General features: G+C 71.4%; 17 protein-coding genes. 2 read left to right on the forward strand and 15 right to left on the reverse strand.

The genetic code is table 11. The features are described 5' to 3' along the window. Nucleotides 1-20: 20 nt before the first annotated feature. On the reverse strand, nucleotides 21-1,016 hold the full coding sequence (locus tag ACFY3V_RS08800) for a hypothetical protein (RefSeq protein ID WP_350944989.1): 996 nt from the start codon (nucleotides 1,014-1,016) through the stop codon (nucleotides 21-23). Next, nucleotides 1,013-1,606, reverse strand: coding sequence for an RNA polymerase sigma factor (locus ACFY3V_RS08805; RefSeq protein ID WP_389771479.1), 594 nt, complete (start codon nucleotides 1,604-1,606; stop codon nucleotides 1,013-1,015). The genes ACFY3V_RS08800 and ACFY3V_RS08805 overlap by 4 nt, the downstream gene beginning before the upstream one ends. Before the next feature lie 550 nt (nucleotides 1,607-2,156). Here ACFY3V_RS08805 and ACFY3V_RS08810 point away from each other — a divergent pair. After that, the gene (locus ACFY3V_RS08810) at nucleotides 2,157-4,427 is read left to right on the forward strand and encodes an elongation factor G (protein ID WP_389771482.1); all 2,271 of its coding nucleotides are present in this window, start codon (nucleotides 2,157-2,159) and stop codon (nucleotides 4,425-4,427) included. A gap of 242 nt (nucleotides 4,428-4,669) precedes the next feature. On the opposite strand, the gene ACFY3V_RS08815 is transcribed toward ACFY3V_RS08810, so the two are convergent. The 5 genes from ACFY3V_RS08815 to ACFY3V_RS08835 form a co-directional block, all read right to left on the reverse strand. Further along, on the reverse strand, nucleotides 4,670-7,552 hold the full coding sequence (locus ACFY3V_RS08815) for an NHLP bacteriocin export ABC transporter permease/ATPase subunit (RefSeq protein ID WP_389771485.1): 2,883 nt from the start codon (nucleotides 7,550-7,552) through the stop codon (nucleotides 4,670-4,672). 154 nt (nucleotides 7,553-7,706) lie between these two features. Then, nucleotides 7,707-9,950: an NHLP family bacteriocin export ABC transporter peptidase/permease/ATPase subunit gene (locus ACFY3V_RS08820; protein ID WP_389771488.1), complete on the reverse strand. Its 2,244-nt coding sequence runs from the start codon at nucleotides 9,948-9,950 to the stop codon at nucleotides 7,707-7,709. A gap of 133 nt (nucleotides 9,951-10,083) precedes the next feature. Continuing rightward, entirely contained in the window at nucleotides 10,084-10,896 is an 813-nt protein-coding gene (locus ACFY3V_RS08825; RefSeq protein ID WP_350944999.1) for an HlyD family efflux transporter periplasmic adaptor subunit, read from the reverse strand. A gap of 167 nt (nucleotides 10,897-11,063) precedes the next feature. After that, nucleotides 11,064-12,425, reverse strand: coding sequence for a SagB family peptide dehydrogenase (locus ACFY3V_RS08830; RefSeq protein WP_389771492.1), 1,362 nt, complete (start codon nucleotides 12,423-12,425; stop codon nucleotides 11,064-11,066). Between the two features lie 14 nt (nucleotides 12,426-12,439). Beyond that, nucleotides 12,440-14,683 carry a TOMM precursor leader peptide-binding protein gene (locus tag ACFY3V_RS08835; RefSeq protein WP_389771496.1) on the reverse strand — a complete coding sequence of 748 codons (2,244 nt, stop codon included), beginning with the start codon at nucleotides 14,681-14,683 and terminating at the stop codon, nucleotides 12,440-12,442. Nucleotides 14,684-14,923: 240 nt separating this feature from the next. Here ACFY3V_RS08835 and ACFY3V_RS08840 point away from each other — a divergent pair, with 240 nt between their 5' ends. After that, nucleotides 14,924-17,362: an AAA family ATPase gene (locus tag ACFY3V_RS08840; protein ID WP_362901599.1), complete on the forward strand. Its 2,439-nt coding sequence runs from the start codon at nucleotides 14,924-14,926 to the stop codon at nucleotides 17,360-17,362. Nucleotides 17,363-17,520: 158 nt separating this feature from the next. Here ACFY3V_RS08840 and ACFY3V_RS08845 read toward each other — a convergent pair whose 3' ends face one another. From ACFY3V_RS08845 to ACFY3V_RS08880, 8 genes are all read right to left on the reverse strand, one after another. Next, nucleotides 17,521-18,927, reverse strand: coding sequence for an NAD(P)/FAD-dependent oxidoreductase (locus ACFY3V_RS08845; RefSeq protein WP_362901601.1), 1,407 nt, complete (start codon nucleotides 18,925-18,927; stop codon nucleotides 17,521-17,523). A 191-nt stretch (nucleotides 18,928-19,118) separates the two neighbouring features. After that, entirely contained in the window at nucleotides 19,119-19,937 is an 819-nt protein-coding gene (locus ACFY3V_RS08850; RefSeq protein WP_389771500.1) for a VOC family protein, read from the reverse strand. Further along, a complete protein-coding gene (locus ACFY3V_RS08855; protein WP_389771503.1) occupies nucleotides 19,871-20,716 on the reverse strand; it encodes a hypothetical protein in 846 nt (281 codons plus the stop codon). The genes ACFY3V_RS08850 and ACFY3V_RS08855 overlap by 67 nt, the downstream gene beginning before the upstream one ends. 74 nt (nucleotides 20,717-20,790) lie before the next feature. After that, nucleotides 20,791-21,585, reverse strand: a complete 795-nt coding sequence (locus ACFY3V_RS08860) for an alpha/beta fold hydrolase (RefSeq protein ID WP_389771506.1) — start codon at nucleotides 21,583-21,585, stop codon at nucleotides 20,791-20,793. Then, nucleotides 21,582-22,619 carry a Rieske 2Fe-2S domain-containing protein gene (locus tag ACFY3V_RS08865; protein WP_389771509.1) on the reverse strand — a complete coding sequence of 346 codons (1,038 nt, stop codon included), beginning with the start codon at nucleotides 22,617-22,619 and terminating at the stop codon, nucleotides 21,582-21,584. Before ACFY3V_RS08865 ends, ACFY3V_RS08860 begins: the two co-directional genes overlap by 4 nt. Continuing rightward, nucleotides 22,619-23,854, reverse strand: coding sequence for a flavin monoamine oxidase family protein (locus ACFY3V_RS08870; RefSeq protein ID WP_389771512.1), 1,236 nt, complete (start codon nucleotides 23,852-23,854; stop codon nucleotides 22,619-22,621). Before ACFY3V_RS08870 ends, ACFY3V_RS08865 begins: the two co-directional genes overlap by 1 nt. Then, the gene (locus ACFY3V_RS08875; protein ID WP_389771515.1) at nucleotides 23,844-25,166 is read right to left on the reverse strand and encodes a cytochrome P450; all 1,323 of its coding nucleotides are present in this window, start codon (nucleotides 25,164-25,166) and stop codon (nucleotides 23,844-23,846) included. Before ACFY3V_RS08875 ends, ACFY3V_RS08870 begins: the two co-directional genes overlap by 11 nt. A gap of 242 nt (nucleotides 25,167-25,408) precedes the next feature. Then, the gene (locus tag ACFY3V_RS08880) at nucleotides 25,409-26,239 is read right to left on the reverse strand and encodes an ABC transporter permease (RefSeq protein ID WP_350945384.1); all 831 of its coding nucleotides are present in this window, start codon (nucleotides 26,237-26,239) and stop codon (nucleotides 25,409-25,411) included. Between the last annotated feature and the right edge of the window lie 4 nt (nucleotides 26,240-26,243).

Genomic DNA, 26,243 nt, shown 5'->3' on the forward strand with positions numbered 1-26,243 from the left:
CGGGGCGAGGGCACGAGACTTTAGGGATTGGCGACCTTGGGGCCGCGCAGGGTGATCTGGATGCTGCCGGCGACCTCCAGGTCGACGCGCGTGCAGGAGGCGGCGGGGTCGGGCATCACCGCGAGGGGCCAGCGGTAATTCGTCGTCCCGAGAGCCTGCCTGGCCAGGCGCTCCGCCTCGTCCAGGCCGACGCACCGGGAGGCGATGCCCTCCCGGAGCGCGTCACGGAGTTCGTACACGAACGGGTCGACCGTGCCGGTGTTCTTCACATTGAGGTCGCGCTGGCGGTTGGGATACACGTCCACCGTGTTGTTCTTGCCGTCCGGTTCGGCGTACGAGCACGGCCCGCCCGGATCTCCGGGCTGGGGATTCGGAGGAATGACCTTGAACCGCCAGCCCTCAAGCCCCAGCCTGCTCAGCTGTTCCCGAGCGAACTCGATGGCCTCGGTCTCGGAGAAGCAGCGGGAGTTCATCCCGTCCACCCAGTCGCCAAGGACGGACTTCAGTTCCCGTACGGAGGTGTCCCGTGGCGCGGCCGGTCCCATCACGATCGCCGATGGCGGCACCTGCGATCGCGGCGCCACGTACACGTTCTCGTTGAAACGGAACACCACCGGGTCGGGGATGGGCGGCCGACCGCTCTGTTCCCGGTAGAGCCGGCAGTCGGCCACCGGATCACCCGTGAGATCCGGCCCGCTGATGCCGTCTCGCGCCTCGGCCTCCGGACCGGCCCACTCTGTCAGGCAGGACACGTCGCCGATGCCGGCGGGGGTGTAGATCTGCTGGTAGGTGGCGTAGGCGACCCCGCCGCCGAGCAGCAGGGCCGCCATGACGGCGACCACGCCACCTCGGCTCAGTGTGCCCCAGCGCTCCCTGCGAGCCGGGGTTCCCCGGTCCGTGAGCATGATCCCCTCCCGCAGGTCGTCGAGTGCCCCCCGATCGGTGCGGGACAGGTCGGCGCCGAGGATCGGGTCGGCCGCACGCAGCCGCGCGAGCACGTCGTCGTCGTTTCTCATCGCTGCTCCTTCACTGCGGAACGGACCCGTGCCCGCCCCTTCGCCACGAGTACGTCCGATGTCCTTTGCGCCGCCGCGCGGTGGAGGCTCACGCGACCGGCCGTCTCCTGTGCCCGTAACTCCTTCGCCAGGCGCCCCCGTGCGCGGTGCAGGCGTACGCGGACCGTCGCCCGCGAGACGCCCAGGACGAGGGCGATCTCGTCGCGGGTGAGCTCCTCCCAGGCGAGCAGCCGGAGAAGCTCCTGGTCGTCGTCGCCGAGCCGGCTCATGGCCGCCTCGACCGGGGAGATCACCGTGTCGGGCGGCGGCGCCACCTCGGGTATGTACGATCGCAGTTTCTCCGCCAGCGCGTGCCGTCTGCGCTCCCCGCGGTAGAGGTTGGCGAGGACCTTGCGTGCCACCCCGAAAAGCCAGGGGCGTGCCTGCTCACCCTCGGGAACCTCCTCCAGCCGACGCCAGGCCACCAGGAACGTCTCCGTCACCACGTCGGCCGCGTCCGCGGGATCGGTCACCCGCCGCGCGGCATAGGCGAGTAAGGGCTGATGAGTCTCTTCGAACAGCGCGGCGAACCGTTCCTCCGGTGAGTTCACGGGTCCCCTTCCACGTCGACGATCCGGCACTGCCCACATGTCCGCCTTGTCGGCGAGCGTTACGGCCGTCCTCGGGTTGTTCGCGGACATTCGTCGGCGCCCCTTGCGGGTCCCGCAGGTCCGTAGGTTCGCGGGTTCGCAGATCCGCGGCTCACGGGTTCGTACGGGAGAAAACCGATTTACCGCCCATGCCGGTCTCAGTACACTCGCCACTGATCATGTGCCGCCGCGACACCGTGGCGTGCGCGTCCTGACCAGTGAGGGGAGCATGTCGTGCGTCATCGCACCGCCGTGGTCGTTCCCCCGTCACGCTTCGACGTGATCCTGGTGTCTTCGTTGGTGCCCGACGCCGGCCGCGCGGCCGACGTCGACCACCCGTGACGAACCTCTGACCTTCAGACCCCCGCCGCCGAGTCGGCCCACGGGGCATGTCCCCGTGCGGCCATGCCGTGCCGGGGGCCACCTGACGACCTGAACCCAGATCGTCCCGTCCGAGAACGTCCGGGAATCGCGCAGTCCTGTCCGGAATCATTCCGAAAGGCCATGGGCCGTGCGCACCAACCCGCACCGTCGTATCACCGACTCGCTGACCGGCGTCCGCAACCTGGGCATCCTCGCCCACGTCGACGCGGGCAAGACCACCGTCACCGAACGGATCCTGTACGTCACCGGCGCCACCTACAAGCGTGGCGAGGTGCACGAAGGGACGACCGTCACCGACTTCGACTCCCAGGAGCGCGACCGTGGAATAACCATCTTCGCCGCGGCGGTGAGCTGCGTCTGGAACGACCACCGAATCCATCTCATCGACACCCCCGGCCACGTCGACTTCTCCGACGAGGTGGAGCGCTCGCTGCGGGTGCTCGACGGCGCGATCGCGGTGTTCGACGCCGTCGCGGGCGTCGAACCGCAGAGCGAGTCGGTGTGGCGGCAGGCCGACCGGCACGGGGTGCCGCGGATCGCCTTCGTCAACAAGCTCGACCGCTCAGGTGCCGACCTCGACGCGGCGGTCGCGTCGATCCGCGAGCGGTTGCGGGTGGTACCGCTCGTGGTCCAGCTGCCGATCGGGCGGGAGGACGGGTTCACCGGCGTGGTGGACCTAATACGTATGCGTTCGCTGGTCTGGGCCGGCGGCCGTGACACGTTCGAGGAGGCACCGGTGCCGGACGTCCTGCGCGAGGAGGCGAGTCGGCGCCGCCGCCTGCTTGAGGAGGCGGTGGCCGAACTGCACCCGGTCGCGTTCGAGGAGTTCTGCGCCGAGTCGGAGATCTCCGCGCCGACTCTCGACGCCGCACTGCGCGACCTGACCCGTACCGGGGAGGGCGTGGTGGTGCTGTGCGGATCGGCCTACCGCGACCGGGGGATCGAGCCGCTGCTGGACGCCGTCGTCGCCTATTTGCCCTCGCCGCTGGACGTGCCGCCCGTACGCGGCACCCGGGGCGGCAGCCTGGACGGTTCGCGGGACGGCTTCCAGCGCGGTGCCCCGGACGGCTCGCGAAACGGCTTCCTCGGCGGTTCGCGGAACGGTGCTCCGGACGATGCCCGGAACGGCCTCTCGGACGGTTCCCGGGACGGTGCGGTGCTGGAGCGGGCCGCCGACCCGGCGGCGCCGTTCACCGCGCTGGTGTTCAAGGTGAACTCGACGGCGACCGGACGGCTGTCCTACCTGCGCGTCTACTCGGGGACGATCCGGAAGGGGGACACGGTGCTGGACGCGGGTGCGCGGCGTACCGAGCGGATCGGCCGGATCCTGCATGTGCAGGCCGACCGGAACACGGAGGTGGACCTGGCAGTGGCCGGGGACATCGTCGCGGTGGTCGGGCTGAAGTCGGCCCGTACCGGCGCCACCCTGTGCGCGCCCGAGGCGCCGATCGTCCTCGAACCGCCGACGGCGGCCGATCCGGTGGTCTCCGTCGCGGTCGAGGCGCGCAGGAGCGTCGACACCGGACGGTTGGCGTCGGCGCTGGCACGGCTGGTCGAGGAGGATCCCTCGCTGGTGGTGCGGACCGACCCCGAGACGGGTCAGACGCTGCTTTCCGGGATGGGCGAGCTGCATCTGGAGGTCGCGGTGGAGAAGATCCGCCGTAACCAGGGGCTGGACGTGGGGGTCGGCCGGCCGCAGGTGGCCTACCGGGAGACGGTCGGGCGCGGGGTGTCGGGGCTGCTGTACCGGCACGTCAAGCAGGACGGCGGCGCCGGGCAGTTCGCCCACGTCGTCCTCGACGTGGAGCCACTGGAGAACCTCGCGGACACCGGCACCGGCACCGGCACCGGAGTCGGTGACGGTGAAGGTGACGGAGGTGCGGCGGGCTTCGTGTTCCGCTCGACCGTCGTCGGCGGGCGGGTGCCGAGGGAGTACGTCCGGGCGGTGGAGGCCGGATGCCGGGACGCGCTCGCCGAGGGGCCTCTCGGAGGTCATCCGGTGACCGGTCTTCTGGTCACGCTGACCGACGGGGCCACCCACCCCAAGGACTCCTCGGAGATGGCGTTCCGTGCGGCCGGCCGGTTCGCGCTGCGCGAGGCACTGCGGGCCAGTGCGATGGTGCTGCTGGAACCGGTGGTCGAGGTCACGGTCACCGTGCCCGACGACGCCGCGGGCGGGGTGCTGGGCGACCTGTCGGCGCGACGCGGCCGGGTCTCCGGCTCGGCCGCGCGGGCGGGGACGGTGGTGATCACCGCGACCGTGCCGCTCGCCGAGCTGTTCGGGTACGCGACCAGGCTGCGGAGCCGGACCCAGGGCCGGGGGACCTTCACCACCCGGGCCACCGGGTACGCCCCGGTCCCGCCGGGCGCGGTGCCCGGCGGGACGCCGTTCCGGTAGGAAGTAGTGGGAGTCGGTGGAACCGGCGACGGCCCCGCCCGAGAGCGGGGCCGTCGTCCGGCGACATGCCGTGCCGCCCTCCTGTCGCGACCGTCCCGGCATCGGCCACCCACGAAGGTTCACCTACGAAGGTTCGCGACCATGCGAGGTCCCGCGAGGTCGGGCACACCGATGCAGGGGCGTGCACACCGGTGTGGAGGCCGAGCAGATCGGTGTGAGGGCCGGGCGGTCCGATGCGCCGGTCAGGAGAGCTGGCGGGTGGCGAGGCGGGCGAAGAGCCCGTCCCGGTCGGCGAGGAGGTCGTCGTAGGTGCCCTGCTGGACGATCCGCCCCTCGTCCATCACCACGATGCGGTCGGCGGCCACCACCGTGGAGAGCCGGTGGGCGATCACCACCCGGGTGGCGTTGAGGCGGCGGGTGCTCTCGGCGACCCGGCTCTGGGAGGGGTTGTCCAGCGCGCTGGTCGCCTCGTCGAAGAACACGATGCGGGGCCGGGCGACCAGTGCGCGAGCGATCATGAGGCGCTGTCGCTGACCGCCCGACAGTGTGCTGGTGCCCTCGGAGAGCACCGTGTGCATGCCCATCGGCATCGCCCTGATGTCGGCGGCGAGCCCGGCCATCTCGGCCGCCGCCCAGGCGTCGTCCACGGTGTGGACGCCGCTGCCGACGATGTTGGCCTGGATGCTGCCCGCCTGCAGCGCGCCGTTCTGGAGCACCACCCCGCACTGGCGGCGGACCGCGGAGACGTCGAGTTCCGCGAGGTCCTGGCCGTCGTAGAGCACGGTGCCCGAGAGCGGGGTCTCGAAGCCGAGCAGCAGCCGCAGCACCGTGGACTTGCCGCTGCCCGAGGGACCGACGAGGGCCACGAACTCGCCGGGCTCGATGGAGAGGGCGACCCCGTCGAGGGTGAGCGGGCCGTCCTGGCCGTAGCGGAACGACACCTTGCTGAGCCCGAGCCGCCCCGACAGGTCGCCGGGGTCGGCCTTGGTGCCGTCGGTCTCCGGGCGGGCCTCCAGGATCGGCCTGATGTTCTCCAGCATCGGCACGACGCCCATCGCGGTGACGGCGGCGGCGGTGAACTGGAGGCTGGAGGCGAGCAGCAGGCTGAGCGCGGTGAAGAACGGCAGGAACGTGGCGACGGAGACCTGGCCCGCCATCGGCCCGGCGACCACCGCGAACACGATCCCCGTGCAGACCAGCGGGAACCCGGCGTTGAACGTGGTCACCGCGTTCTGGATGCGGCGGGCCGAGGCGGTGAGCGAGCGGCCCTTGGTGGCCTCACGCGTCCATTCGGCGAACGCCCGTTCCTCGGCGGCGGCGGCCCGCAGCTTCGGCATCGCGGTGAGCATCTGGAAGACCCTGGCCGACATGGTCCGCTCGTGCTCGTAGGCCTGTCGCTGCCAGCGGAGCTGCATCCGTCCCGCGACGAAGGCGAACCCGAGGCCGAACAGCATGAGCGCGGTGGCGACCAGGGCGAGGCGCACGTCGTAGAAGTAGACCAGGACGAGGTTCGCCGATCCGGTGAGCAGCCCCAGCGTGGCCGTGGTGAGCATCCCGGAGAGCATCTCCTGCGCCGAGCTGATGCCCAGCACCGTCGTGCCCAGCTCGCCGGTCGAGTAGCGGGCGAAGAAGCCGGCGGGCAGGGAGAGCAGCCGGGTCCACAGGCCCGACTGCAGGGCGGAGGTGGTGCGGCTCTCGACCCGCAGCACCGCGATGTTCTGCACCACCGACAGGGCGGCGATCACGAATCCGGAGCCGATCACCAGCAGGGAGCCCTGGACGATGAGGTCGAGTTCGGCCCGTACGGTGAACACGCCGAGCACCTTGCCCGTCATGATCGGGACGAGCAGTCCGAGCAGGGAGACGAGCACCCCCATGGCGGCGAACCGCAGCAGGTCACGGTGGTTGCCGCCGTCGAGGAGCCCCAGGCGCAGCAGCGCGCCGACGGTCTTGACCGAGGCGGGCAGCGGCCGGTACAGCACGTGGGCCCGCTTCTCCAGGCCGCGGGCGACGGTCGCGGTGACCGGGGTGAGCACGCCGTCGTCCACCATGACGTAGCCATGGCCCATGGTGAGCAGCGCCACGGGACGGCCGGTGGAGGTGCTGCCCACCATGGGGCCCAGGTCCTGGGTCCACCACGGGCCGTCCAGCCGGACCATCCTGGTACGGACGCCGGAGGCGAGCGCTATCGCCTGCAGGTCGCCCATCGGCCGGTCCTGGCCCCCGCGCCGTACCGGCGGCCGTACCTCGAACCCCTGGTGCGCCGCGACCAGCCGGGCCGCGGCGAGGGCGGGCGGGTCGTTGGCCACGTCGGCCAGCTTGACCTGGACCTCGGTGTCGCGCAGTACGGCGTCGAAGCTGCGCACGGCCTGCGTCAGCACGGTGCTCTCGCGTTCGCGCAGTTCGGCGAGCGCGGCGCGCTCCTCCTCGCGCTGCCGCTCCAGGCGTTCGTCGACGGTGGCGAGCAGCCGGACGGCGTGAGCGGCGAGGAACTCGCACAGTACGCCCTCGTCGAAGACCGAGTGCAGCGAGCGGGTCCGCAGCCGGATCCTGGTGTGGGCGAGGAGCCAGTCCCGCTCGGTCAGGCAGATGTCGCTGTCCGCGCCGAACACCAGGCCGTCGCTGTTGCCGATGCCCACCTCGCCCTCCTCGACGCGCACGCAGCGCACGCCGTCGACCGACCGCAGGGCGCGGCCCGCCTCCAGTTCGGCGGTCCCCTCGACGGGCAGCGGGACGAACTGCCTGGGCGGCAGGGTGGCGGGCAGCGCCTCGGCGAGCAGTTCGATACCTCGGCCGAGCCCCTTGACCAGCCAGGTGGCGGCCTCGGCGGGCAGGTCGTGCAGCACCGCGACCGGGACGTCGGCCAGTACGGTGCCGGGCACCGGGCGGGCCACGATCACGTGGCGCGGACCGGAAGGCGCCCCGCAGGCGAGCACCATGCCCGCCTCGGCCCGGCCGAGGAAGTTCCAGCGTCCGTTCAGTTCGCCGTCGACGGTCCTGACCGCGAACAGGTCCACCAGGCCCGACTCGACGAGCAGCATCCGCCCGGGGTTGTCGAGGACCGTGAACCGGTCGGTGCCGAGGTCCAGTGGGATGGCGATCCCGGCGAGCGCGGCGGGGCTCACGATGCTTCTCCGATGTCGAGCGACGGTACGGTGATCCTGGCGGGGCTCATGGTGCCCCTCCGGTGCCGGGCAGCGGGACGATCCTGGCGGGGGCTCACGGTCGTCCTTCGGTGTCGAGCAGCGGGACGGTGATCCCGGTGATTTCGGCGGGGGCTCACAGTCCTCCTCCGGTGTTGAACAGCCGCGTGTAGATGCCGTCGGCGGCGAGCAGTTCCTCGTGGCTGCCGCGCTCGGCGACCCGGCCGCCGTCCAGGACGATGATCTCGTCGGCGTCGCGGATGGTGGACAGCCGGTGGGCCATCAGCAGGCAGGCGCAGCCGCGGCGGCGCAGGTTGTCCATGATGACGTGTTCCGTCTCCGGGTCCAGGGCGCTGGTGGCCTCGTCGAGGATGAGCAGGGTCGGCTCCGAGGCGAGGGCTCGGGCGAGTTCGAGCCGCTGCCGCTGGCCGCCGCTGAAGTTGCGGCCGTCCTCGCGGACGAACGAGTTGATCCCGCCGGGGCGGGCGAGCACGGCGTCGTAGACGGCGGCGTCGCGGAGCGCGGCGAGCACCACCTCGTCGGGGACGGCCTCGTCCCACAGGGTGAGGTTGTCGCGGACGGTCCCGGCGAACAGCACGATCTCCTGGTCGACGTAGGCCATCGAGCCGGCGAGCACGGTTCGCGGGATCTCGTCCAGCGGGTGGCCGTCGAGCAGGATCTGCCCGGAGCGCGGTTCGTACAGGCCGGTCAGCAGGCGGCCCAGGGTGGACTTCCCGCTGCCGGAGCCGCCCACGATCGCGACCCGGCTGCCCGGTGTCATGCTCAGCGAGAGGTCGGTGATGATGGGGTCGGTCAGCGGGCCGTACCCGAAGGTGACGTTCCGCAGTTCGAGGCGGCCCTCCAGGCGGGTGCCGATCTCCGCCGCGTCGCCGCTGCGCTCGAAACAGCGGGCGATCGGGTGCCGTTCCACGTCGTGGATGCGCTTGGCGTCGGCGCTGAGGTCCTGCAGACGGCCGCCGAGGTTGGTGAGCTGGGTGACCGGCCTGCTGAGCGCGGCGAGCAGGGTCTGGAAGGAGATGAGGATGCCGACGCTGAGCACGCCCTCCACCACCCGCAGCCCGCCGATCAGCAGCATCAGGCCGGTGTTCACCGTGGCGAGCAGCGGCGGTACGACGACGAGCACAGCGGTGGGCACGCCGAGCCGCTGCTGCGCGGAGACGACCTTGGCGAGGAAGCCCGCCCAGCGGGTGAAGGCGTCGGGTTCGGCACCGGTGGCCTTCACCGTCTCGATCATGCTGAGCGTGGCGAAGGTGGTGCCGGTGAGGTTGCCCCGGTCGGTGCGCAGCGCGGTGACCGCGTCCTTGCGCGCCCGCGCGACCCAGCGCAGGACCAGGATGTTCAGCGCCGCCATGCCGACGCCGATCACGCCGAGCAGTGGGTCGTAGCGGACCAGCAGCGCGGCGTAGAACACCACCAGCACCATGTTGATCACGGTCAGCGCGAGGTCGCGGGAGAGGATCTCGGCGACGGTGTCGTTGGTGGAGATCCGCTTGGCGACCTCGGCCGGGCGGCGTTGCAGGAAGAACTCGATGGGCAGCCGGAGCAGGTGCCGGAAGAAGCGGGCCGAGCCGACCAGCCCGACCCTGATCTCCAGTCGCAGCAGGTAGTACTGCTGCACCGAGGTGAGCACGAAGATCGCCACCGCGGTGAACGCCATCACGATCAGCAGTGGCGGCAGGATGCCGGGGGAGTTGCCGGTCAGCACCCGGTCGATGAACACCCGGTAGTAGGCGGGGCCCGCGATGCCGGGCAGGAGCAGCAGCGCGCTGGCGAGCAGCACCAGCGGCAGGGCGCGTCCCGACGGCAGCCGCCACTGCAGCAGCGCCTTGCTGAGCTTGGCGCGTTCGCCGCCCGGCTTGAAGTCCGGACCCGGCTCGAAGGTGAGCATGATCCCGGTGAAGCCGGAGTCGAACTCCGACCACTCCATCAGCCGCGGGCCCGACGAAGGGTCGTTCACCGCGACCATGGTGCGGCCGAACCTGGTCACGAGCCCTTCGACCACGATGAAGTGCTGGAACGCCCAGAAAATGATCACCGGACCGGTCTGGTCGCGGAGCAGTTCGGCCTCGACCTGGAAGCCTTTCGCGATCATCCCGTAGGAGCGGGCCGCCGCGAGCATCGAGGAGGCCTTGGACCCGTCCCTGGACACCCCGCAGCGACCGCGCAGGTCCTCCAGCGGGACGTGCTTGCCGTAGTGGCCCAGGACCATCGCGAGCGCGGCCGCACCGCACTCGACCGCCTCCATCTGGATCACGGTCGGCACCCGGTGGCGGTTCTTCCTGCGGGGACGCGGGGGCTGCGGCTGTTTCTTCGGCGCGGGCTTGGCGGGTTTCGCGGGGTCGAGTGTGGTGTTCGTCATCGGTGCCTCCTCCGCTTCGTGACCGCGGGCTTGGCGGGCTTCGTCGTCGTGTTCGTCATCGGCGCCTTCCCCGCTTCGCGGGGGCGGCTTTCGCGGGCCTCGTCGTCATGTCCGTCATCGGTGCCTCCTCCGCTCAGCGCCCGAGCACCAGGTCGAACGGCGTCTGCTCGCCCAGGTGGATGGAGGCCGAAACGGTCACCTGGGAGTCGAGTTGCACGGGTGGCCCCTGCGCGGTCGACCAGGTGTATCCCGAGTGCGTGCCCGGTTTGGGGATCAGGTCCACGATGATCATCAGGGGTGCCTGGACGGCCGCGTACCTCTTGGCGGCGAGCTCGCCGCCCACCAGTCCGGCCAGTGCCTCGCCGGTGAGGGGGTAGCGGCTCACCGAGGTGACCTGGCCGCGCAGCAGCCCGAAGGCCGCGGCGGGTGCGGTGGACACCTCCAGGTCGACCGGGCGGCCGGGGGCGATCCACGCGGCCCGGTCGGCGGGTACGAACACCATCGCGACCAGGCGGTCGTCGGGCAGGTCGGTCCGTTCGACGGTGGCGATCGTGGTGCCGACGGCGACGACCTGGCCGTCGTTGACCGTGGTGCCGACCACCTGGCCGGTGAACGGGCTCGCCACCTGCTGGATCTTGCCGTCGGCGTCCTGCAGCTCCGCGACGGACTGGCCGACGATCACCCGGTCGCCCGGCCTGACCAGCACGCGGCGGGCCAGGCCCGAGTAGTGACTCTGGATGCGGGCCGTACCGCCCGGGTGGGTGAGGACGCCCGGGGCGGCGACCGAGATGCGCAGCTCGGCGGCGAACGCCCAGACCAGCCCGCCCGCCATCACGATCATCACGACGAAGACCGCGATCCAGCCCCGGGGGGTGGCGAGCAGGGTGGGGGAGTCCAGCTCGTCGGGTTCGCGCATTCGTTGCAGCGCCTGGTAGCGGAATCTCATCGCGCTCCACCCCTTCGTCCGGGGCCGGGGCCGGGGGCGGAATCCCATTTCGTCCGGGGCCGGTGGCGGAATGCCATCGCGTTCCACCCCTCTGTTCGGGGCCGGTGGCGGAACGTCATCGCGCTCCGCCCCTTCGTCCGGGGCCGGTGGCGAGAACTCATCGGGGCCTACCCTTCCGTCCGTGGCCGGGAGCCGAGGACGAGTTCCCCGACGGTGCCCTCCAGGAGCGGGTCGCGTCCCGAGGCGGTGGCGAAGGCCGCGGCGTCCCCGCCGCCCAGGCCGCACACGGCGAGGTCCATCGCGGTGGCCACCAGGTAGAGGGTCTGGTAGAGCACGCCCACGTGCTTGAGCACCAGCGGGTAGGCGACGGTCTCGTACTTCCACATCACCCGGCCGAACCTCGCCGTCACCAGCAGCACGACCTGCGGGTCCGTCTCCATCATCGCGGCGTTTCGCGACTCCTTGACCAGCACGTCGGTGGCCTTGCCGGGTTCGGCGACGAGTTCCAGCTCGTGCCGGTCGGTCGCGTAGTGCCACAGTCCTGCGGGCAGGCCCTCACACGCGGTGACGAGCGGGTAGACCTCCAGCTCGTGCACGGCCCCGCCGCTCGGATACGGCCGGTTGGCGAGCCGCTGGCCGTCGCTGCCCGTCATCGTGCCCCGCCTGCGCAGGCTCCGGTAGAGCAGCTCGCCGAGCTGGGCGAGGGTGATCGGCGTCTCCTCGTCGTGGGCGCGGGTCGAGCCGCGCCGTTCGAGGATCTCGGTGAACGACGGCTCCGTCGCCGCTATCCGGTCCAGGTCGGGCACCGGCAGCGCGACCGTACGCAGGCCGGAGGGCGGCGGGGAGACCGGTTCGGGCGGGAAGCGGTCACCGAGGGGGTAGGTCCCGCCGTACCCGCCGACCGTGGCGGGGAAGCGGGTACGGGAGTGGAAGGCCAGGTCGGCGGGGTGCCACTGCGCGTAGGACCGCTCGGTCGTCTCCAGGTCCTCGTCCGGGCCGCCGGGCGCGAGCAGGCCGGCGGTGGCGAGCAGCCGCAGCAGCGGGGCGGGTGTCCCGGTGTTCCAGGTCGCGAGTTCGCCGAGCAGTCCCGCGGCCTGGGGCATCAGCTCGACGGCGAGGTGACGGCCGGGGGCCCGCAGGGTGAGCGTGCCGTCCACCACCCGCGCCTCGGCGAACCGCGACAGCCGCACCGGTCCCGCGGGGGCCGCCGCCGGCAGCGTCGAGCCACGGCCGACCGGATAGAGCCTCGCCGTGACGTCGCCGTCCACCTGTACGGCGTGTTCGATCAGCCCGGAGGTGTTGAGCCTGCGAAACAGCAGGTGCCAGCGCAGCAGTCCCGCCTCGCCGTCCGCGGTGGTCACCGCGGCGGCGAGGGCGGCGTCGTCGTGGTCGCCCTCGGCGAGCAGTTTCAGCGCGGTGCCCTGTCCCTGTGACAGGTTCTTCAGTTCGAGGACCGTGGCGGCGAACCGGATGTGCTCGCCGGAGAACGACGCGTCCCGGCGGAGCCGGGAGACGATGATGGGGTTCATGGGCACCGTCCGTCTCAGAAGAACACGTTCCAGGAGTTGATCTCCTCCTGGGGGGTCGGGCGGTCGAGCCAGCCGAGCCGTACCGGCGCGTCGTAGAGGCGGCCGGGTGCCAGCCGGCGCCAGAAGTGCCGCAGGCCGGGCGCCATCACCTTGACAACGTTCAGGTCCAGGTCGGGGCGGGTCTGGTCCAGGACGATCACCTCGGAGCCGGCCGCCTCGATCGAGTCCACGCACCGGCGTACGCACTCGGCCAGGTCGGTGGGGGCGGGCGGGCCGACGGTGGTGAGCGGCCGGTCCGGATCCGGCAGCAGCCAGGGTTCGCGGTCGATCACCGCACCCTTGCACCAGGCCAGCATCTCCGGGTCGTCCACCCGGTAGAGCGTGTTGCCCTCCTCGTCACGCCGGTCCACGCTGGGCAGGAACTGGTTGAGCTCGGTGAGCGCGCGGAACGCCGCGATGCGCGGGTCGGGGTGGCTGCCGAAGCCGACCATGATGTCCTCGACCTCGTGGCGGCGCCGGGAGACGGCCGCGTACACCGGTATGTTCACGTCGGTGGTGAGGTCGAGCATCCACAGGTCGCGGCCCATGTTTCCGTAGAAGTCTCGCAGCTCGTCCACGTAGGGGTCGTTCAGCGAGTCGAGGTCGAAGCCGGGGCGGCGCAGCCGGTTGTACCACCACAGCGCCACCGAGTCGCGTTCGACCAGCTCGCAGATGCCCTGCAGGATCGCCTCCTCCAGGGTGTTGCCCGCGGCGCTGCCGTTGGAGTCGGCGATGCAGAAGAAGTGGCCGTAGAGGTCGGGGTGGCCGTACCAGGCGTAGGCGGCGGGGACGAGCCGTTCCTCGTCCCTGGTGAGCGACCAGGCTCGCGACCAGTCGAACGGCACGTTCTCCTCGAACGGGTCGGGCACCTGCTGCAGCCGGTGCGCCGGGTCGGCGTTCCACTCCTTGCGACCGGCCCGCTGCTCGTCGGAGAAGAGCAGCATCCGGTCCGGGTGCACGGCGGTGGCCGGGTCCAGGTCGGCGTACGCGGCCCGGATGACCGGCTCGTCCCCCCGCCAGACCCCCGAGTACCGTTCGATCGCCTCGCAGACCGCGCTCACCTTCGCCTGGATCTCCGAGCGGCCCTTGCCGCCGCTCTGGCCGCGCAGGTTGCGGCGGAGCAGGTCCATGCTGTCGTTGACCATGGCGAAGTTGTGTCCCGCGGCGTAGCTGAAGGTCAGGCCGCTGGAGTCGGCGCCGATCGAGATCAGCTTGGTGATCGCGCCGAGGTGCGGGCTGATGTGCCGCTCCAGTCGCTCGAACGTCTCCTGCGGCTGGTTGACCCGGTAGCCGCCGTCGGTGACGTGGTTCGCCAGGCTCGGGGTGAGCACGATCTTGGGGTCGCCGTCGGGTGGCGTGCCGCACGAGGGGCACTGCGGCTGGCGGATCAGGATGTGCCCGCCGGTCTCCATGGTCGCCAGGTCGAGGGTGACCATCCGGCCGCAGAGCGCGCCCGGCTCACCGGTCGCCACGATCCTGGCGACCTCGGCCGCGAGCATCCCGGCCAGCGCGAGCGGTCCGGCCGCGATCTGCGCGCGCACCGGGTGCAGCGGCGTCCGCTCGCCCCGCTTGCCGGCGAGGTAGCGCTCCAGCTGGCGGTTGCCGCCGAGCCGCTGCGCCAGGCACGACCAGCAGCCGGTGTGGTCGGGGTCGAGGTAGGGGCCGAGCCACGGGCTGACGCCACCGGGCTTGGCGAGCAGCCAGGGCAGCCCGGAGGCGAGCTGCAGCGCGTTGCGGTGCTCCAGGGCCGGGTCGAGGTAGTCGTCGACGAGCACGACCGACACCCCTTCGGCGGGCACCTCGCCGATCGCGCCGGTGCTCACGTTCAGCCCCAGCTCGGTGAGGGCGTTCACCACCGGTGCGGCGTCCACCCTCTCGGCGGCCGAGACGGTGACCGGTGTGCCCCTGGTGACGGCCGCCGGGTCGATGCCCAGCGCGTCCCAGTAGGCGAGCACCCTCTCCGGCAGGTCCGGCCTGCCCTCGGCGAGGTGTCCGGCCGCCTCGTAGCGGCGCAGCGTGGTCAGCACCGTGGTGAACGGAACGCGCCCGGACAGCTCCTGGACGATCTCACTCACGGTCCTGCGACCGTCGAGGTAGGGCAGCACCGCCGCGGCGGCCTGCCCCGGCACGAGGAAGTCCTTTCCCTCCGCGTACAGGAAGACCCGGGATCCGTCCACGACCTCGACATGGAAATGAGCCTTCAGCCGTGGACTCTCCATTGCCAACCGCCTTTTTTATATCAAGCTCTCGAAACCCTCTTCAATGCGGATTCAAACACGAGATGACCGCTATGGTGAATGCGCAAAAAAATGTACGCATCGCGCGGCGGATACTTAGGTTTCGGAGGCGGACGCCTCAGTATCGCCGTATCGGCGGTGGTGGGAGCGCACATGGGGTCGCCGGGAAAGACGGGCGGGGCGCCCGTTGAGATCTGTATCGGGAGAATGGGACCATGAGGTATGGCATCACTTCTTCACCGGGACAGAGAATTGACTGTCTTCCGGGAGGCCATTGACGGGCTCCGGTCAGGAAGGCCGGTCGTCGCGTCGATCCTCGGGGAGAACGGGATGGGCAAGAGCTCCCTGCTCGGCGCCGTCACCGAAATGCTTCCCCAGCGCAGCAGGGTGTTACGGGCCCGCTGCCATCCCAGCGAGAGTCATTTCGCCTACGGCATGGTGAGGCAGCTCTTCGACCCGGTGCTCTCCTCGGGGGAGCGGACCCGCAAGCAGTTCGACCGGGCCTCCGACGGCGACGGCGCCGCCACCCACGACCTGCTGCTCAACCTGTTCCACATCACCCGCGAACTCGTCGCCGACCACCCCGTGGTGATCGCGATCGACGACCTGTCCTTCGCCGACACCCCCTCGCTGAGATGGTTCTCCTACATCGCGCGCCGCCTGGACGACCTGCCGGTGATGATGGTCGCCACGCTGCCGGGCAGCACCCCGGCCGCGCTCGGCGCGGACCTGGGCAATCTGCCGTACGCACGGTCCGTGCAGCTCAGACCGTTCTGCGCCACCTGCACGGCCGACTTCGTCGCGGAGGCGATGGGCGCGCCGCCCGACGTGGAACTGGCCGCGCTCTGCCACACGCTGTCGCAGGGGAACCCGCTGGTGCTGCGCGAGCTGACCGGCCGGATGCGGCAGGCGAGGGTGAGTCCCGGCGAGCCCGACATCGACCAGGTGCTGGAGATCGGTACGGCGGCACTGTCCGACACCGTGCTCGAATGGCTGAACGAGCACGACCCCGTGGTCTCCGAACTGCTCACTCAGCTCGCCGTGATGGGACCCGACACCGACACCACCGTGGCGGCGATCCTGCTGAGCCAGGGCGAGCCGCAGATCCGCCAGGCCCGCCGGGCCCTCGTCCAGGCGGGACTCATCTCGGAGGGGCCGCCCGTACGGTTCCGCAACCCCCTCGTCCGCGCCGCCGTACTGTCGCGCGTCGACAACCAGACCAGGCTCGGCCTGCACGAACGCGGGGCCACGCTGCTCGACAGGCTGGGCGCGCCGGCCGCGCAGACCGCCGAGCACCTGATGCTCACCGACTCCGACTGGGGAATCCCGGTGCTGCGCAGGGCGGCCACCGAGGCGGTCGCGGCCCGCCGGTACGACGACGCGACCCGATATCTGCGCCGCGCGCTGGCCTGCACCGACGACTCCGCGACCATCCACGAGCTGACCTTGCAACTCGGCATGGTCGAGCTGCGCCACGACCTGGACGCCTGCGTCCGGCATGCCGAGGCGCTGGCCACCACCGCGCCGGATCCCGCCCGGCGGGCCAGGTCGCTGCTGAACCTGGCCAGCCCCGCGCTCGCCGCCGGCACGGTGGGCGTCAGGCCGTTCGTCACCGCGGCCCACGAACTGGCGACGATGGCGGACCCGCCCAGGGAGCCGCTGCTGCGGCTCACCGCGCAGGGAGTGCTGTCGGGATACCGTGCGGGGTTGCGCAGGTCGCTGCGGATGGCCGCGGCGGGCACGCCGGACGCGGCGGCGAAGGAGTTCTCCGGGGCGCTCGCGGCGATGGTCGCGGCGGGCGGGCGATACCCGGACACCGCCAGGCGGCTGGCGACGCGAGCCACCAGAGACCGATCCCCCAGGGACCGGCCGGTCGGCACCGGCCTGGTGGGTGCCGCGCTCGCGTTCGGCTGGACGGGCCGGCCGGAGGACGCGCTGGACGTGTGCACCAGGATCCTGCGGGACGCCCGCACCTGGGACCAGCCGGACCTGCACGCGCTCGGGCTGCTGCTGCGCTCGGACGTCGACTACCGCAGGGGCGAGTCCGCCGACAGCCTGCGGGACGCGCTCGACGCGCGGGAGGGAGCCGAACTGATCGGCGCGCGGGTGCTGGCCACGGCGGCCCGCGCCTGCGGCGCGCGGGCCCTGATCCGGATGGAGCGGGTGGACGACGCCGAGGCACTGGTACGCGAGATGACGATCCCCGCCGACGCCCACCCCCTGGTCAAGAGCATGGTCCTGGAAGTGCAGGGGCTGATCGCGGCGGCGGCGGACGACCACGCCACCGCGCTCGGCCTCTTCCTCGACTGCGGGCACCGGCTCTCCGCCCGGGGCATCACCAACCCCGCCTGCCTGCCCTGGCGCGCGCACGCCGCCCGGGCGTACACCGCGCTGGGCGAGCACTCCGCGGCCCGTACGATCGCCGCCGGCGAGCCGGGGAGCCGGGACCACACGCCGGAGGCCCGCCCTTCGCACGCCAGGATCGTGCTCACCCCCGCCGAGCAGCGGGTCGTCGAGCTGGTACGGCAGGGCATGAGCAGCATGGAGGTCGCCGAGCGGCTCTGCCTGAGCAAGCGCACCATCGACACCCACCTGGGCCGCATCTACCGCAAGCTGGGCATCCGAGGACGGCACCAGCTGGCCACCGCCCTCGACCTCTGACCTGCTCCCGCTGGGGCTCCGTCGTTTCGATTCGCCGAGCCGCCTCGCGCACGGCCGCCACCCGGTCGGCCTCCGGTCCGGCTGGTACGCCGATCGGTCGGCCTCCGGTCAGCGCGATGCCTCCGGTTCGGCGGGTACGCCGGTCGGTGGACCTTCGGTCAGCGTGGCGCCACCGGTTCGACGGCCCTGCCGATGCCCAGTCTCGGCTCGGTGACCAGGTAGAGCCCGGACGCGTCGCCGGGGCCGCCGAGGTCCGCGCTCCGGTCGCCGGTCTTCCCCGCGACCAGCTCGCCGGCGAGCACCATCGCGTCCAGCGGGGCCGCGCCGCCGACGCGGGTGGCGTCGTCCAGGTCGGTCAGGCCGGAAGTGATCGAGGCGAAGGCGCCGTCGGAGGGAGCCGGGGCGTCGCCGCCGCGCTTTCTCATCAGCTCCGGGTACTGCCCCCTGGCCAGGCGCTGGGCCAGCCAGAAGTAGCTGTTCCTGCCCCGGTACTGCTCGTAGAACCCGGCGACCATGGAGAACATTCGGCCGTAGGCGTTGCGGTAGTGGGACTCGTGGAACGCCAGCGCCTCGCGTTCGGTGACCTCCCCCGCGTGGGCGGACAGGATGCTCGCGGCGGCGAGCATGCCGCTGTACATGGCCAGGTGCACGCCGGTGGAGAGCAGCGGGTCGAGGAAGCAGGCGGAGTCACCCGCGAGGAAGTAGCCGGGCCCGCAGAAGCTGTCGGCCGAGTAGGAGAAGTCCCGCTCGACGCGGATCTCACCTTCGAGACGACCGTCCGCCACCAGCTCCGCCACCGTCTGCGACTCCGCGACCAGGGCGAGGAACATCGCGTGCTGCGAGGGGAACTCCGGCCTGCGGGCGAGGAACTGGTCCCGGTGGGTGACGAAGCCCACGCTGTAGACGTCACCGCTGAGCGGGATGACCCAGTACCAGCCGTTGGGGGAGGAGATCACGTTGATGCCGCCCCGGGGAGTACGGGGCAGCAGCGTGCCGCCCCGGTAGTAGCCCCAGATGGCGACGTTGCGGAAGACGTCGTGCGGCCGCCGGTTGCGGAAGTGCTGGGAGGAGAGCACACCGGCGCGGCCCGAGGCGTCCACCACGAACTCGGCGGGAGCCTCCAGGAGACGCCCGTCGTGCGTCCACTCCACGCCCACCGCGCGGTCTCCGTCGAAGCGGACCTTCTTCACCTGGGCGCCCTGGACCACCTCGACGCCCTCGTCGGCGGCGTGCCTGAGCAGGACGTCGTCGAAGTCGGCGCGGTCCACCTGCCAGGAGCGCACCTGGTCGCCGAAGAGGTCCGGCCAGTTGATCGCCCAGTCGCGCTCCGCGCCCCAGCGGAGCAGCAGCCCTTCCTTGACCTGGTAGCCGCGGGCCTCGATCTTCTCCCTGGCGCCGACGAGGTCGATGATGGCCCGGCAGGAAGAGGAGATCGACTCGCCGATGTGATATCTGGGGAAGAAATCCCGTTCCAGCAGGCGGACCCGGGCGCCCGCCCGAGCCAGCAGCGCCGACGAGATCGCTCCAGCAGGGCCCCCGCCTATCACCGTCACGTCAGGCGCCATGAAATGCCTTTCCCCTGCGAGAATTACCAACTTCAGAATCATCGCAAGGGTGAGGGAAACTTGTTAATACGTATTTATGCTCATCATGATACGCATTTTCCGACTGTTGGCGCGGAAAGCTCGGCTTGACACGTGCTCACGCCCCTGACCTGCGGCGACGGGTGGCCTTTGTGTGACGTGCGCTTTGGTCGTCAGTAATTCCCACCGGTGAGGCCGAAGACCCCGCCCAGGGGGTCGGCGAACAGGCCGGAATCCAGTCGGCGGGCCCCGGCGGCGAGCGCCGCCGCGACGGTGATCCCGGTGATTCCCGTGCCCCCGGAGCCTTCGGTGTTCCCTGGGGCCGTCTCCGTCGTGGTGCTTCCGCTGTTTCCGGTGCCCTGGCCGGTTTCGTCGCCTCCGGCGTTCCCGGTGGACACCTCCGCCGCGCTGCCCTCGTCGCTTCCGGAGCTTTCGGTGTTCTCGGCGTCCTGAATACCGAAGAACGGCACCCAGCCGGTCCTGGACGAGGAGCGGATCACCGCGGGCATGTCACCGTACAGGCCCCGGTAGAACTCCTCCGCCGTGTCGGGGCGGGCGGTGTGCAGCTCGCAGGCGCACAGGGCGCCGGGCTCGTCCACCAGGACCACGCCCTCGTCCCTGCCCCCCTCCCAGAAGCCGACCGCCGCGCCGGACGGGTCGACGGCCAGGCAGAGGCGGCCGTCCTCGCCCGCCGGTACGGGACCCATCACGACACGGCCGCCCAGGCGTCCGACCTCCGTCCGGGTGTGGTCGAGGTCCTTGGACGCCAGGTAGACGTTCCACGACGAGCCGGGCGTCATGCCCATCGGGCTGGGGCCGAGGCCGCCGATGATCTCCCCTCGCAACGTGATCAGGTGGTAGCCGCGGTCGTTCTCCCTGGTGAACTCCCAGCCGAACAGGCCGCCGTAGAACTGTTTCGCGCCGGTCAGGTCGACGGTGATGTGGTCGACCCAGCAAGGTGTTCCCGGGCCGTACGCGGTCCGCCGGGGCATGGCGTCTCCTGGAGCATGTCGTCGATGAGTGTCGCGGCCTCCTCCGCGCCGCCGAACTCCGGCATGAGCAGCCGGTAGCGGGGCGCGTCGGCCAGGTCCGAGGTGTTCGGCGGCCAGACGTGCGGCTGGAAGGCCCAGGGCGCCAGCTCGCAGCGGTCACCGTCCTCCTGGCAGATCCTGACCAGGGTGGGCGGGGCGAGCCTTGCGGTGACGGGGACGATCGGGCCGAGTAGTTCCGGGCGGACCAGAACGGATTCCCCGGCCGGTGTGGGCTCGGCCCGCCGCCAGGTGCCGGGGTCGGTCTCCGGGCCGATCAGGCCGCCGGTCCTCGCCGACTCCAGGGCGCTGCCGCGCAGGTCGAGCGGTACGTGGAAGGGGAGCGTCTGGCCGGTGGCCCGGTCGACCACGAGGAGCTGTCCCGACACCGGCCTCCAGGACCGCCTGGCCAGCGCGGTCGCCACGGCGGCACCGGGTGAGCAGGCGGTGCCGATCAGCGCGACCGTCGAGTCGCCCTTGGCCATGACGATGGCCCGCATCACCAGGAAAAGATGGTCGAGCACGGCGAACGGGGGGAGAGGGGGTGGCATCGTGCTCCATCCGCGGAACACGCGACGCTGCAGCAACATCCCGTCGGGACGGTAGACCAGCAGCTCCCCGTCCGACGACTTGCCGGTGAGAAGCTTCACGACCAGCTGTGGTTCGCCGCTCTCCACGAGGTGCGGGCCGAACAGGAATGCCAGGTCGCCTAGGTTGAGCTCGGTGAGAACCATGACGGTCATGCCGAAGAAACTCAATAGCAGGGGCAACTAACCCCCCTTACGGGTGTCTAACTGTAAACGCTCGTACAACAGCCTCAAACCCGATCTACTCTCTCAGATAATGTCAGTCCCGCAAATACCGCTTTTGCCGACATTTCTGGCTGCTCCAACAGGGGAAGGTGCCCCGAGTTAGGGATTGTCCGAATATGACATTCGGGGACCATCTGTCGCAGCGTCTTCGCATTGGCCACGAAGGTGGGCATGTCCGAGTCACCGATGATAACCATGGTGGCCGCCCTGATCCGGGTCAAATCCTCAGGAGGATGCCGGTGCGCGCTGAGCGCGGCCATCGCCCCCGTGTCCAGCTCGGCCCAGGAGTGTCCGCCGATCACCGCCCGCAGTCGCGCCCGCAGCTCGGGGTGCGCCTCGGTGCCCCGGAAGATGTCGGGAGGAGAGCTCATCCACAGCTCGGCCATCTGTTCCCGTCCGCCGCCCGCCCTGCGCACCATCATGAGCTCCATGTAGCGCCGCCGGGCGGCCGGGTCGGGCGGCGCGCCGCCGAGCGTCGGCGCCGCGAGCACCAGGCGCCGCACCACCTCCGGCGCCTCCAGGGCCATCTGCAGCGCGACGCCGGAACCGAAGGAGAGGCCCACGACCCGCTCCGCTCCCTCGGCCTCGGCTATTTCGGTCAGCCTTAACGCCAGCGACGGCAGGGTCACACCCGGCTGCAACGGTTCGGAGCCACCGTGGCCGGGAAGGTCCACGCCGATGTGCCGCCAGCCGGGCAGCAGCTTCCACAACGGTTTCCACAGCGTGAGGTCCATGGTGTAGCCGTGCACCCACAGCACCGCAGGACCCGTTCCCGAGCTGACGACCCGCAGCCCGTTCACGCCGGCTCCCCGAAGGTCGCGCAGAACTCCCGGTAGGCCAGCACCGCGACGTCCCTGCTGTCGAAGCGGGGCACCGCCCGCGGGTTCAGCCGCTCCCAGATCACCGCGTCCTCCTCCAGCGCGCGTTCGCTGCCGTGGATGAGCAGCGGCAACTCCCCGCGCTGCTCGGGGCGGACCCCGATCGCCACCCGCGCCACGCACCCGCCCCTCTCGCACGGCACGGCGGCGGTGACGATCACCTGCTCCCACCCCGGCGGCCCGAACCGGGTGACGACCACGCCGGGACTGTAGGCGCGGGCCAGGAACCCGGCCCGGGTGACCTGCTGCCCCGAGCTGCTCCCCGGCTTCGCCCCCATGACGAACTCGCCCTCGATGACGAGCTCGCCCTCGTCCCCGTCCCGATGCGCCATCCCGCGCAGCCTCGGCACCTTGTGCACCTCGGTGAAGTGGTCGACGTCAAAGGCGTTCTCCACGACCAGCGCGGGATCGGCGGCGAGCGGCCTGGTCACGGCCGCCGTGAGCGGGTGGGTCGCCTCCAGCTCCTTGAGCGCCCTGGTGAGTCCGCGGTCGTCGTCAGGGCCGTCCGAGAGGCGGACGAACACGGCCTCACCGGAGACGATCACGTGGTGTTCGCGTACCGACAGCCGTCCGGCCGCGTCGCCCAGCGCGATCCTGCGGCCGTGGAACGGGCAGACCAGGCAGCCGCCGGAGAGCCGTCCCCCGTAACCGAGATGCGCGCCCCGGTGTGGGCAGTCGGCGTCGAAGACGCGGAGCCCCGTCTCGGTCCGCACCGCCACCAGCCGCCGGGTGCCGATCTCCAGGGGAGTCACCTCGGCTTCCAGCTCCGAGGTGAAGGCGGGCAGGTACCAGCCGGAGTGCGGTGCCGCCGAGTGCGCCCGGGGTGCCGCCGACCGCTCCGGATGCCGCGAATTTTCCGGGCGTGACGCCGCCGACTGCGCTGGATGCCGTGAATTTTCCGGATGCGGGGTCATGGACCGCGCCGGCTGTCGTCGATCTTCCGAATGTGATGCCATCAGCCCATCGCCTCCAGGAGCCGGTCGGCGGCGATCACCCCGCTGGCGATCGCCCCCTGAACCCACGGCAGGCGCGTCCCCGAGACCGTGGCCTCGCCCGCGAAGAAAAGCGTGTCCGCGACCGGTTCGGCCCAGATCACCGGAGCCCACTCGGCGCCCACCGTCGGCGCGGTGAACGCACCCCGGCTCCACGGGTCGGCCCCCCAGTCGGCGACCTCGATGTCCACCACCTCGGCCCGCGCGGCCCACGGCAGGGCGACCGCGAGGAGTGTCGCGAGGCCGGAGCCGGGGCTGGAAGCGGTCGCGGGGCCGGAGCCGGCGGTCGCGGCGCGCACGTGGGCCGCCGCCGCGTCCCTGGCCACGATCAACGCCTCGGGACGTCCCTCGCGGCAGCTCACGAAACCGCCGATCCCGTCCGCGTCGAACACCGACGCCGTCTCCGGCGCGGGCACGGACAGGGTCGCGACGACGCAGCAGCCGTCCCCGCCGGCGAGGGCACGCGCGGCCTCGACCTTGGGCTCCGGCAGATCCTTGACGGTGAGCGTGCCGTGGGTCACGACCGAGGGCGGCACGGTCACCACCACCCGCTCCGCCTCCACGACGCCGGCCGGCGTCTGCGCGGAGACCCGCCCCGGCGACCAGCCGAGCACCTGGACGGGGCAGTCCGTACGCACGTCGAGCCCCGCGGCCAGCCGCCTCGCCAGCAGGTCGAACCCGCCCGAGACCACGAACTCCCCCCGCCCCGCGGTGTCCCCCCGATGGGCCTCGGCCACGCCCCGGGCACTGAGTCGCTCCGGATCGGTGGCCCAGATCTGACGGAACCACTCGCTCGCCACCGGGTACGGGCCGCCCCTGTCCACGAGCCAGTCGTTCACCGACTCACCGATCCCGGCGCCTTCGGCGTTCAGCCTCGCCTCCAGCGCCCACGGCGGATTGGGCGTGCGGGCCAGCGCCCCCATAGGACGGCCCACCCGCCCGCTCACCACCCGCGCCGCGGTCGGCCGCGGCGCCGTCTCGGTGTTCACGATTTTGTGGACGGGGTTCAGGTCTCCGTGGACGACCTGCGCGCCCAGCTCCAGCGAGGGGCCGCCGTCCGCGGGGCGAAACGTCCGTATCCGCCCGCCCACCCGTGACCTCGCCTCGACCACCGCCGTACGTACCCCGGCCTCGACCAGCCGGGTGGCGCAGGTCAGCCCGCTCACCCCGGCGCCGATCACGAGCACCTCAGTACGCATCCCCGCCTCCCGGGTCCGCCGGAAGGGAGTGCGAGGCCGTCGGGAGGGAGTCCGGGTCCACCGTGGGGAAGTCCGGGACGCCCGAGTCCGTCCCAAAGGAGGACAGATTGCCCGGGCCCGTCGGAGGGGAAGCCGGATCGCCCAGGTTCACCGGGAGGGAGCGCAGCCGCCGGGGGATGAGGGTGGCGGCCCAGGCCGGTTTCTCGTCGGCGAGTGACGCGGCCGGGAACCGCCCGGCCAGCCGGGCGAGCAGCACCGCCCCCGTCTGCCGGACGAGCTGCGCCGCCAGACAGAAGTGCGGCCCACCGCCGAAGGCGAGGTGCGGGTTGGGCGTCCGGTCGAGCAGCAGTTCCCCCGGCCTGTCGAAAACGGCCGGGTCCCGGTTGGCGGCGGCGACGACCGCGAGCACCCTCGCCCCCCGGGGCACCTCACCGCCGGGCAGTGTCACGTTCTCGACCGCGACCCTCGCCGTGAAGGGAATCGGCGCTTCCAACCTCAGCAACTCGTCCATCGCCGTACGCGCGGACTCGTCCCCGCCCTCGCGCAGCGCGGCGAGCGCCCGCGGCCGGGGGAGCAGCCAGTACAGCGCGTTGCCGATCGCCTCGGCGAGCGGTTGCCACCCGCCGACCACGGCGAGCCCGAGCACCCCGAGCATCTCCGCCCGGGTGAGCCGGTCGTCGGCGGCGAACCGGGTCAGCGGGCTGGGCGCGGCGCTCGCACGGCGCTCGTCCAGGAACCGGCTCAGCTCCGACATCGCCGACCTGCCCAGCGCCGCCACCTGCGGCCCGGCGAGCGGATCCAGGTTGATCGAGGCCGCCTGGGCGAGCTGCTCGAAGACCTTCCTGTCGCTCTCCGCGAGTCCGAACAGCCGCAGGAAGACCGAGGTGGACAGCGGGCTCCCGATCTGCCTGACCGCGTCGACCACGGTCTCGCCCGCGAGCCGTTCGAGAAGGTCGTCCACGTCGGCGGCGATCCCCCCGGCCACCGACGCGATCGCCGCGGGGCCGAGCAGCAGCAGTCCCGGCGCGCGCAGCCGCGTGTGGTCGGGCGGGTCCGTGGTGAGCATCGACGGCGGCAACTCCTCGCCGCGCGCCCGCCCCTGCTGCCCGGCGCTCGCCGAGAACCTCCGGTCACGCAGTACGGCGGCGCAGTCGGCGTGCCCGGTCACCAGCCACAGCCGCGACATCACGTCGTGGTGGACGGGGGCACGGGAACGCAGCCAGTCGTAGGCCGGATAGGGATCGACCCGTCCCGCGGGGGAGAAGGGATGGGGGAGGTGGGCGGGGAGACGGATCTGAGTGCCTGCCGTCACGCGTCGGTTCCCTTGCTGTCGCTTGCCTGATCAGCCGCTTTCCCGATCGACGGCCCGTCTGGTCAACGGCCTGCCCGGTCAAGCGCCTGGACGGGATCCCCCATCTGGACGAGCCGCCGCCTGGATGGGATCACTCACCTGGACGAACCACCTTGCCTGGACGAATCACCTGCCTTGACAGGATCACCTGCCGGGACGCGTCCCCCACCTGAACGCGTCCCCACCCGGCTCGCCTGGACGGATCACCGCACGCGCGCGGTGCGCCAGCCGAACGTCAACGCGGTGAGCAGCAGGCCGCCGGCCGCCCACAGCCCCAGAACGAGCGCGATACGGCCGAGCTCCCAGCTGCCCGCCGGTTCCACGACCGTGAAACTGTCCGGCAGGAACACCGAACGGAACCCCTGCGCCATCCACTTCACCGGGAACAGCGCGGCCGTGTTCTGCATCCACGCGGGAAGCTGATGGAAGGGATAGAAGACTCCGGAGATGAACTGCAGCACCATGAACACCGGCGTCACGATCGCCGCAGCCGAGCGGCTGTTCGGGATCGCCGCGCTGTAGGCGATCCCGGTGAGGGCGCACGTGACGGTGCCCAGCGTCAGCACCCAAGCGAGGGTGAACCAGCGCTGCGCGGTGCTGGGCAGCGGCAGCCCGAACGCGGTCACCGCGATGCCCAGCAGCAGCACCATCTCCACCACGGTGGTCACCACGACCTTCACCAGCTTGCCGATGAAGTAGGCGGCCTTGGGCATCGGCGTCATCGCGAGCCTGCCGATGAGGCCGGTGTCCCGCTCGATCGCGATGTTGATGGCGAGCCCGGAGAACGCGGTGCTCATCACGCCGGCGGCGACGATGCCCGCCATGAAGACCTGCCGGAAATCGGTCTCGGTGCCCTGCACCTTGCCGGTGAAGATCGCGCCGAACACCACCAGCAGGATCACCGGGAAGAACAGGGTGAAGACGAGCGACTGCCTGTTGCGGAAGAACGACTTCAGCTCGACCGACGACCGGGCGGCACTGGCCCGCCACAGGTCGGGCAGAAAACCGCGACCTGGCGCGTGGACGGATTCCATGACG

This window comes from Streptosporangium sp. NPDC000095 (assembly GCF_042899335.1).
Lineage (GTDB): Bacteria > Actinomycetota > Actinomycetes > Streptosporangiales > Streptosporangiaceae > Streptosporangium.

What these genes read in the sequence shown, in the direction of transcription:
- ACFY3V_RS08835 (WP_389771496.1), bottom strand. Translation starts at nt 14,683, where the DNA reads ATGGAGAGTCCACGGCTGAAGGCTCATTTCCATGTCGAGGTCGTGGAC.
- ACFY3V_RS08830 (WP_389771492.1), bottom strand. Translation starts at nt 12,425, where the DNA reads ATGAACCCCATCATCGTCTCCCGGCTCCGCCGGGACGCGTCGTTCTCC.
- ACFY3V_RS08820 (WP_389771488.1), bottom strand. Translation starts at nt 9,950, where the DNA reads ATGACGAACACCACACTCGACCCCGCGAAACCCGCCAAGCCCGCGCCG.
- ACFY3V_RS08880 (WP_350945384.1), bottom strand. Translation starts at nt 26,239, where the DNA reads ATGGAATCCGTCCACGCGCCAGGTCGCGGTTTTCTGCCCGACCTGTGG.
- ACFY3V_RS08845 (WP_362901601.1), bottom strand. Translation starts at nt 18,927, where the DNA reads ATGGCGCCTGACGTGACGGTGATAGGCGGGGGCCCTGCTGGAGCGATC.
- ACFY3V_RS08865 (WP_389771509.1), bottom strand. Translation starts at nt 22,619, where the DNA reads ATGGCATCACATTCGGAAGATCGACGACAGCCGGCGCGGTCCATGACC.
- ACFY3V_RS08825 (WP_350944999.1), bottom strand. Translation starts at nt 10,896, where the DNA reads ATGAGATTCCGCTACCAGGCGCTGCAACGAATGCGCGAACCCGACGAG.
- ACFY3V_RS08840 (WP_362901599.1), top strand. Translation starts at nt 14,924, where the DNA reads ATGGCATCACTTCTTCACCGGGACAGAGAATTGACTGTCTTCCGGGAG.
- ACFY3V_RS08850 (WP_389771500.1), bottom strand. Translation starts at nt 19,937, where the DNA reads ATGCCCCGGCGGACCGCGTACGGCCCGGGAACACCTTGCTGGGTCGAC.
- ACFY3V_RS08800 (WP_350944989.1), bottom strand. Translation starts at nt 1,016, where the DNA reads ATGAGAAACGACGACGACGTGCTCGCGCGGCTGCGTGCGGCCGACCCG.
- ACFY3V_RS08855 (WP_389771503.1), bottom strand. Translation starts at nt 20,716, where the DNA reads ATGACCGTCATGGTTCTCACCGAGCTCAACCTAGGCGACCTGGCATTC.
- ACFY3V_RS08870 (WP_389771512.1), bottom strand. Translation starts at nt 23,854, where the DNA reads ATGCGTACTGAGGTGCTCGTGATCGGCGCCGGGGTGAGCGGGCTGACC.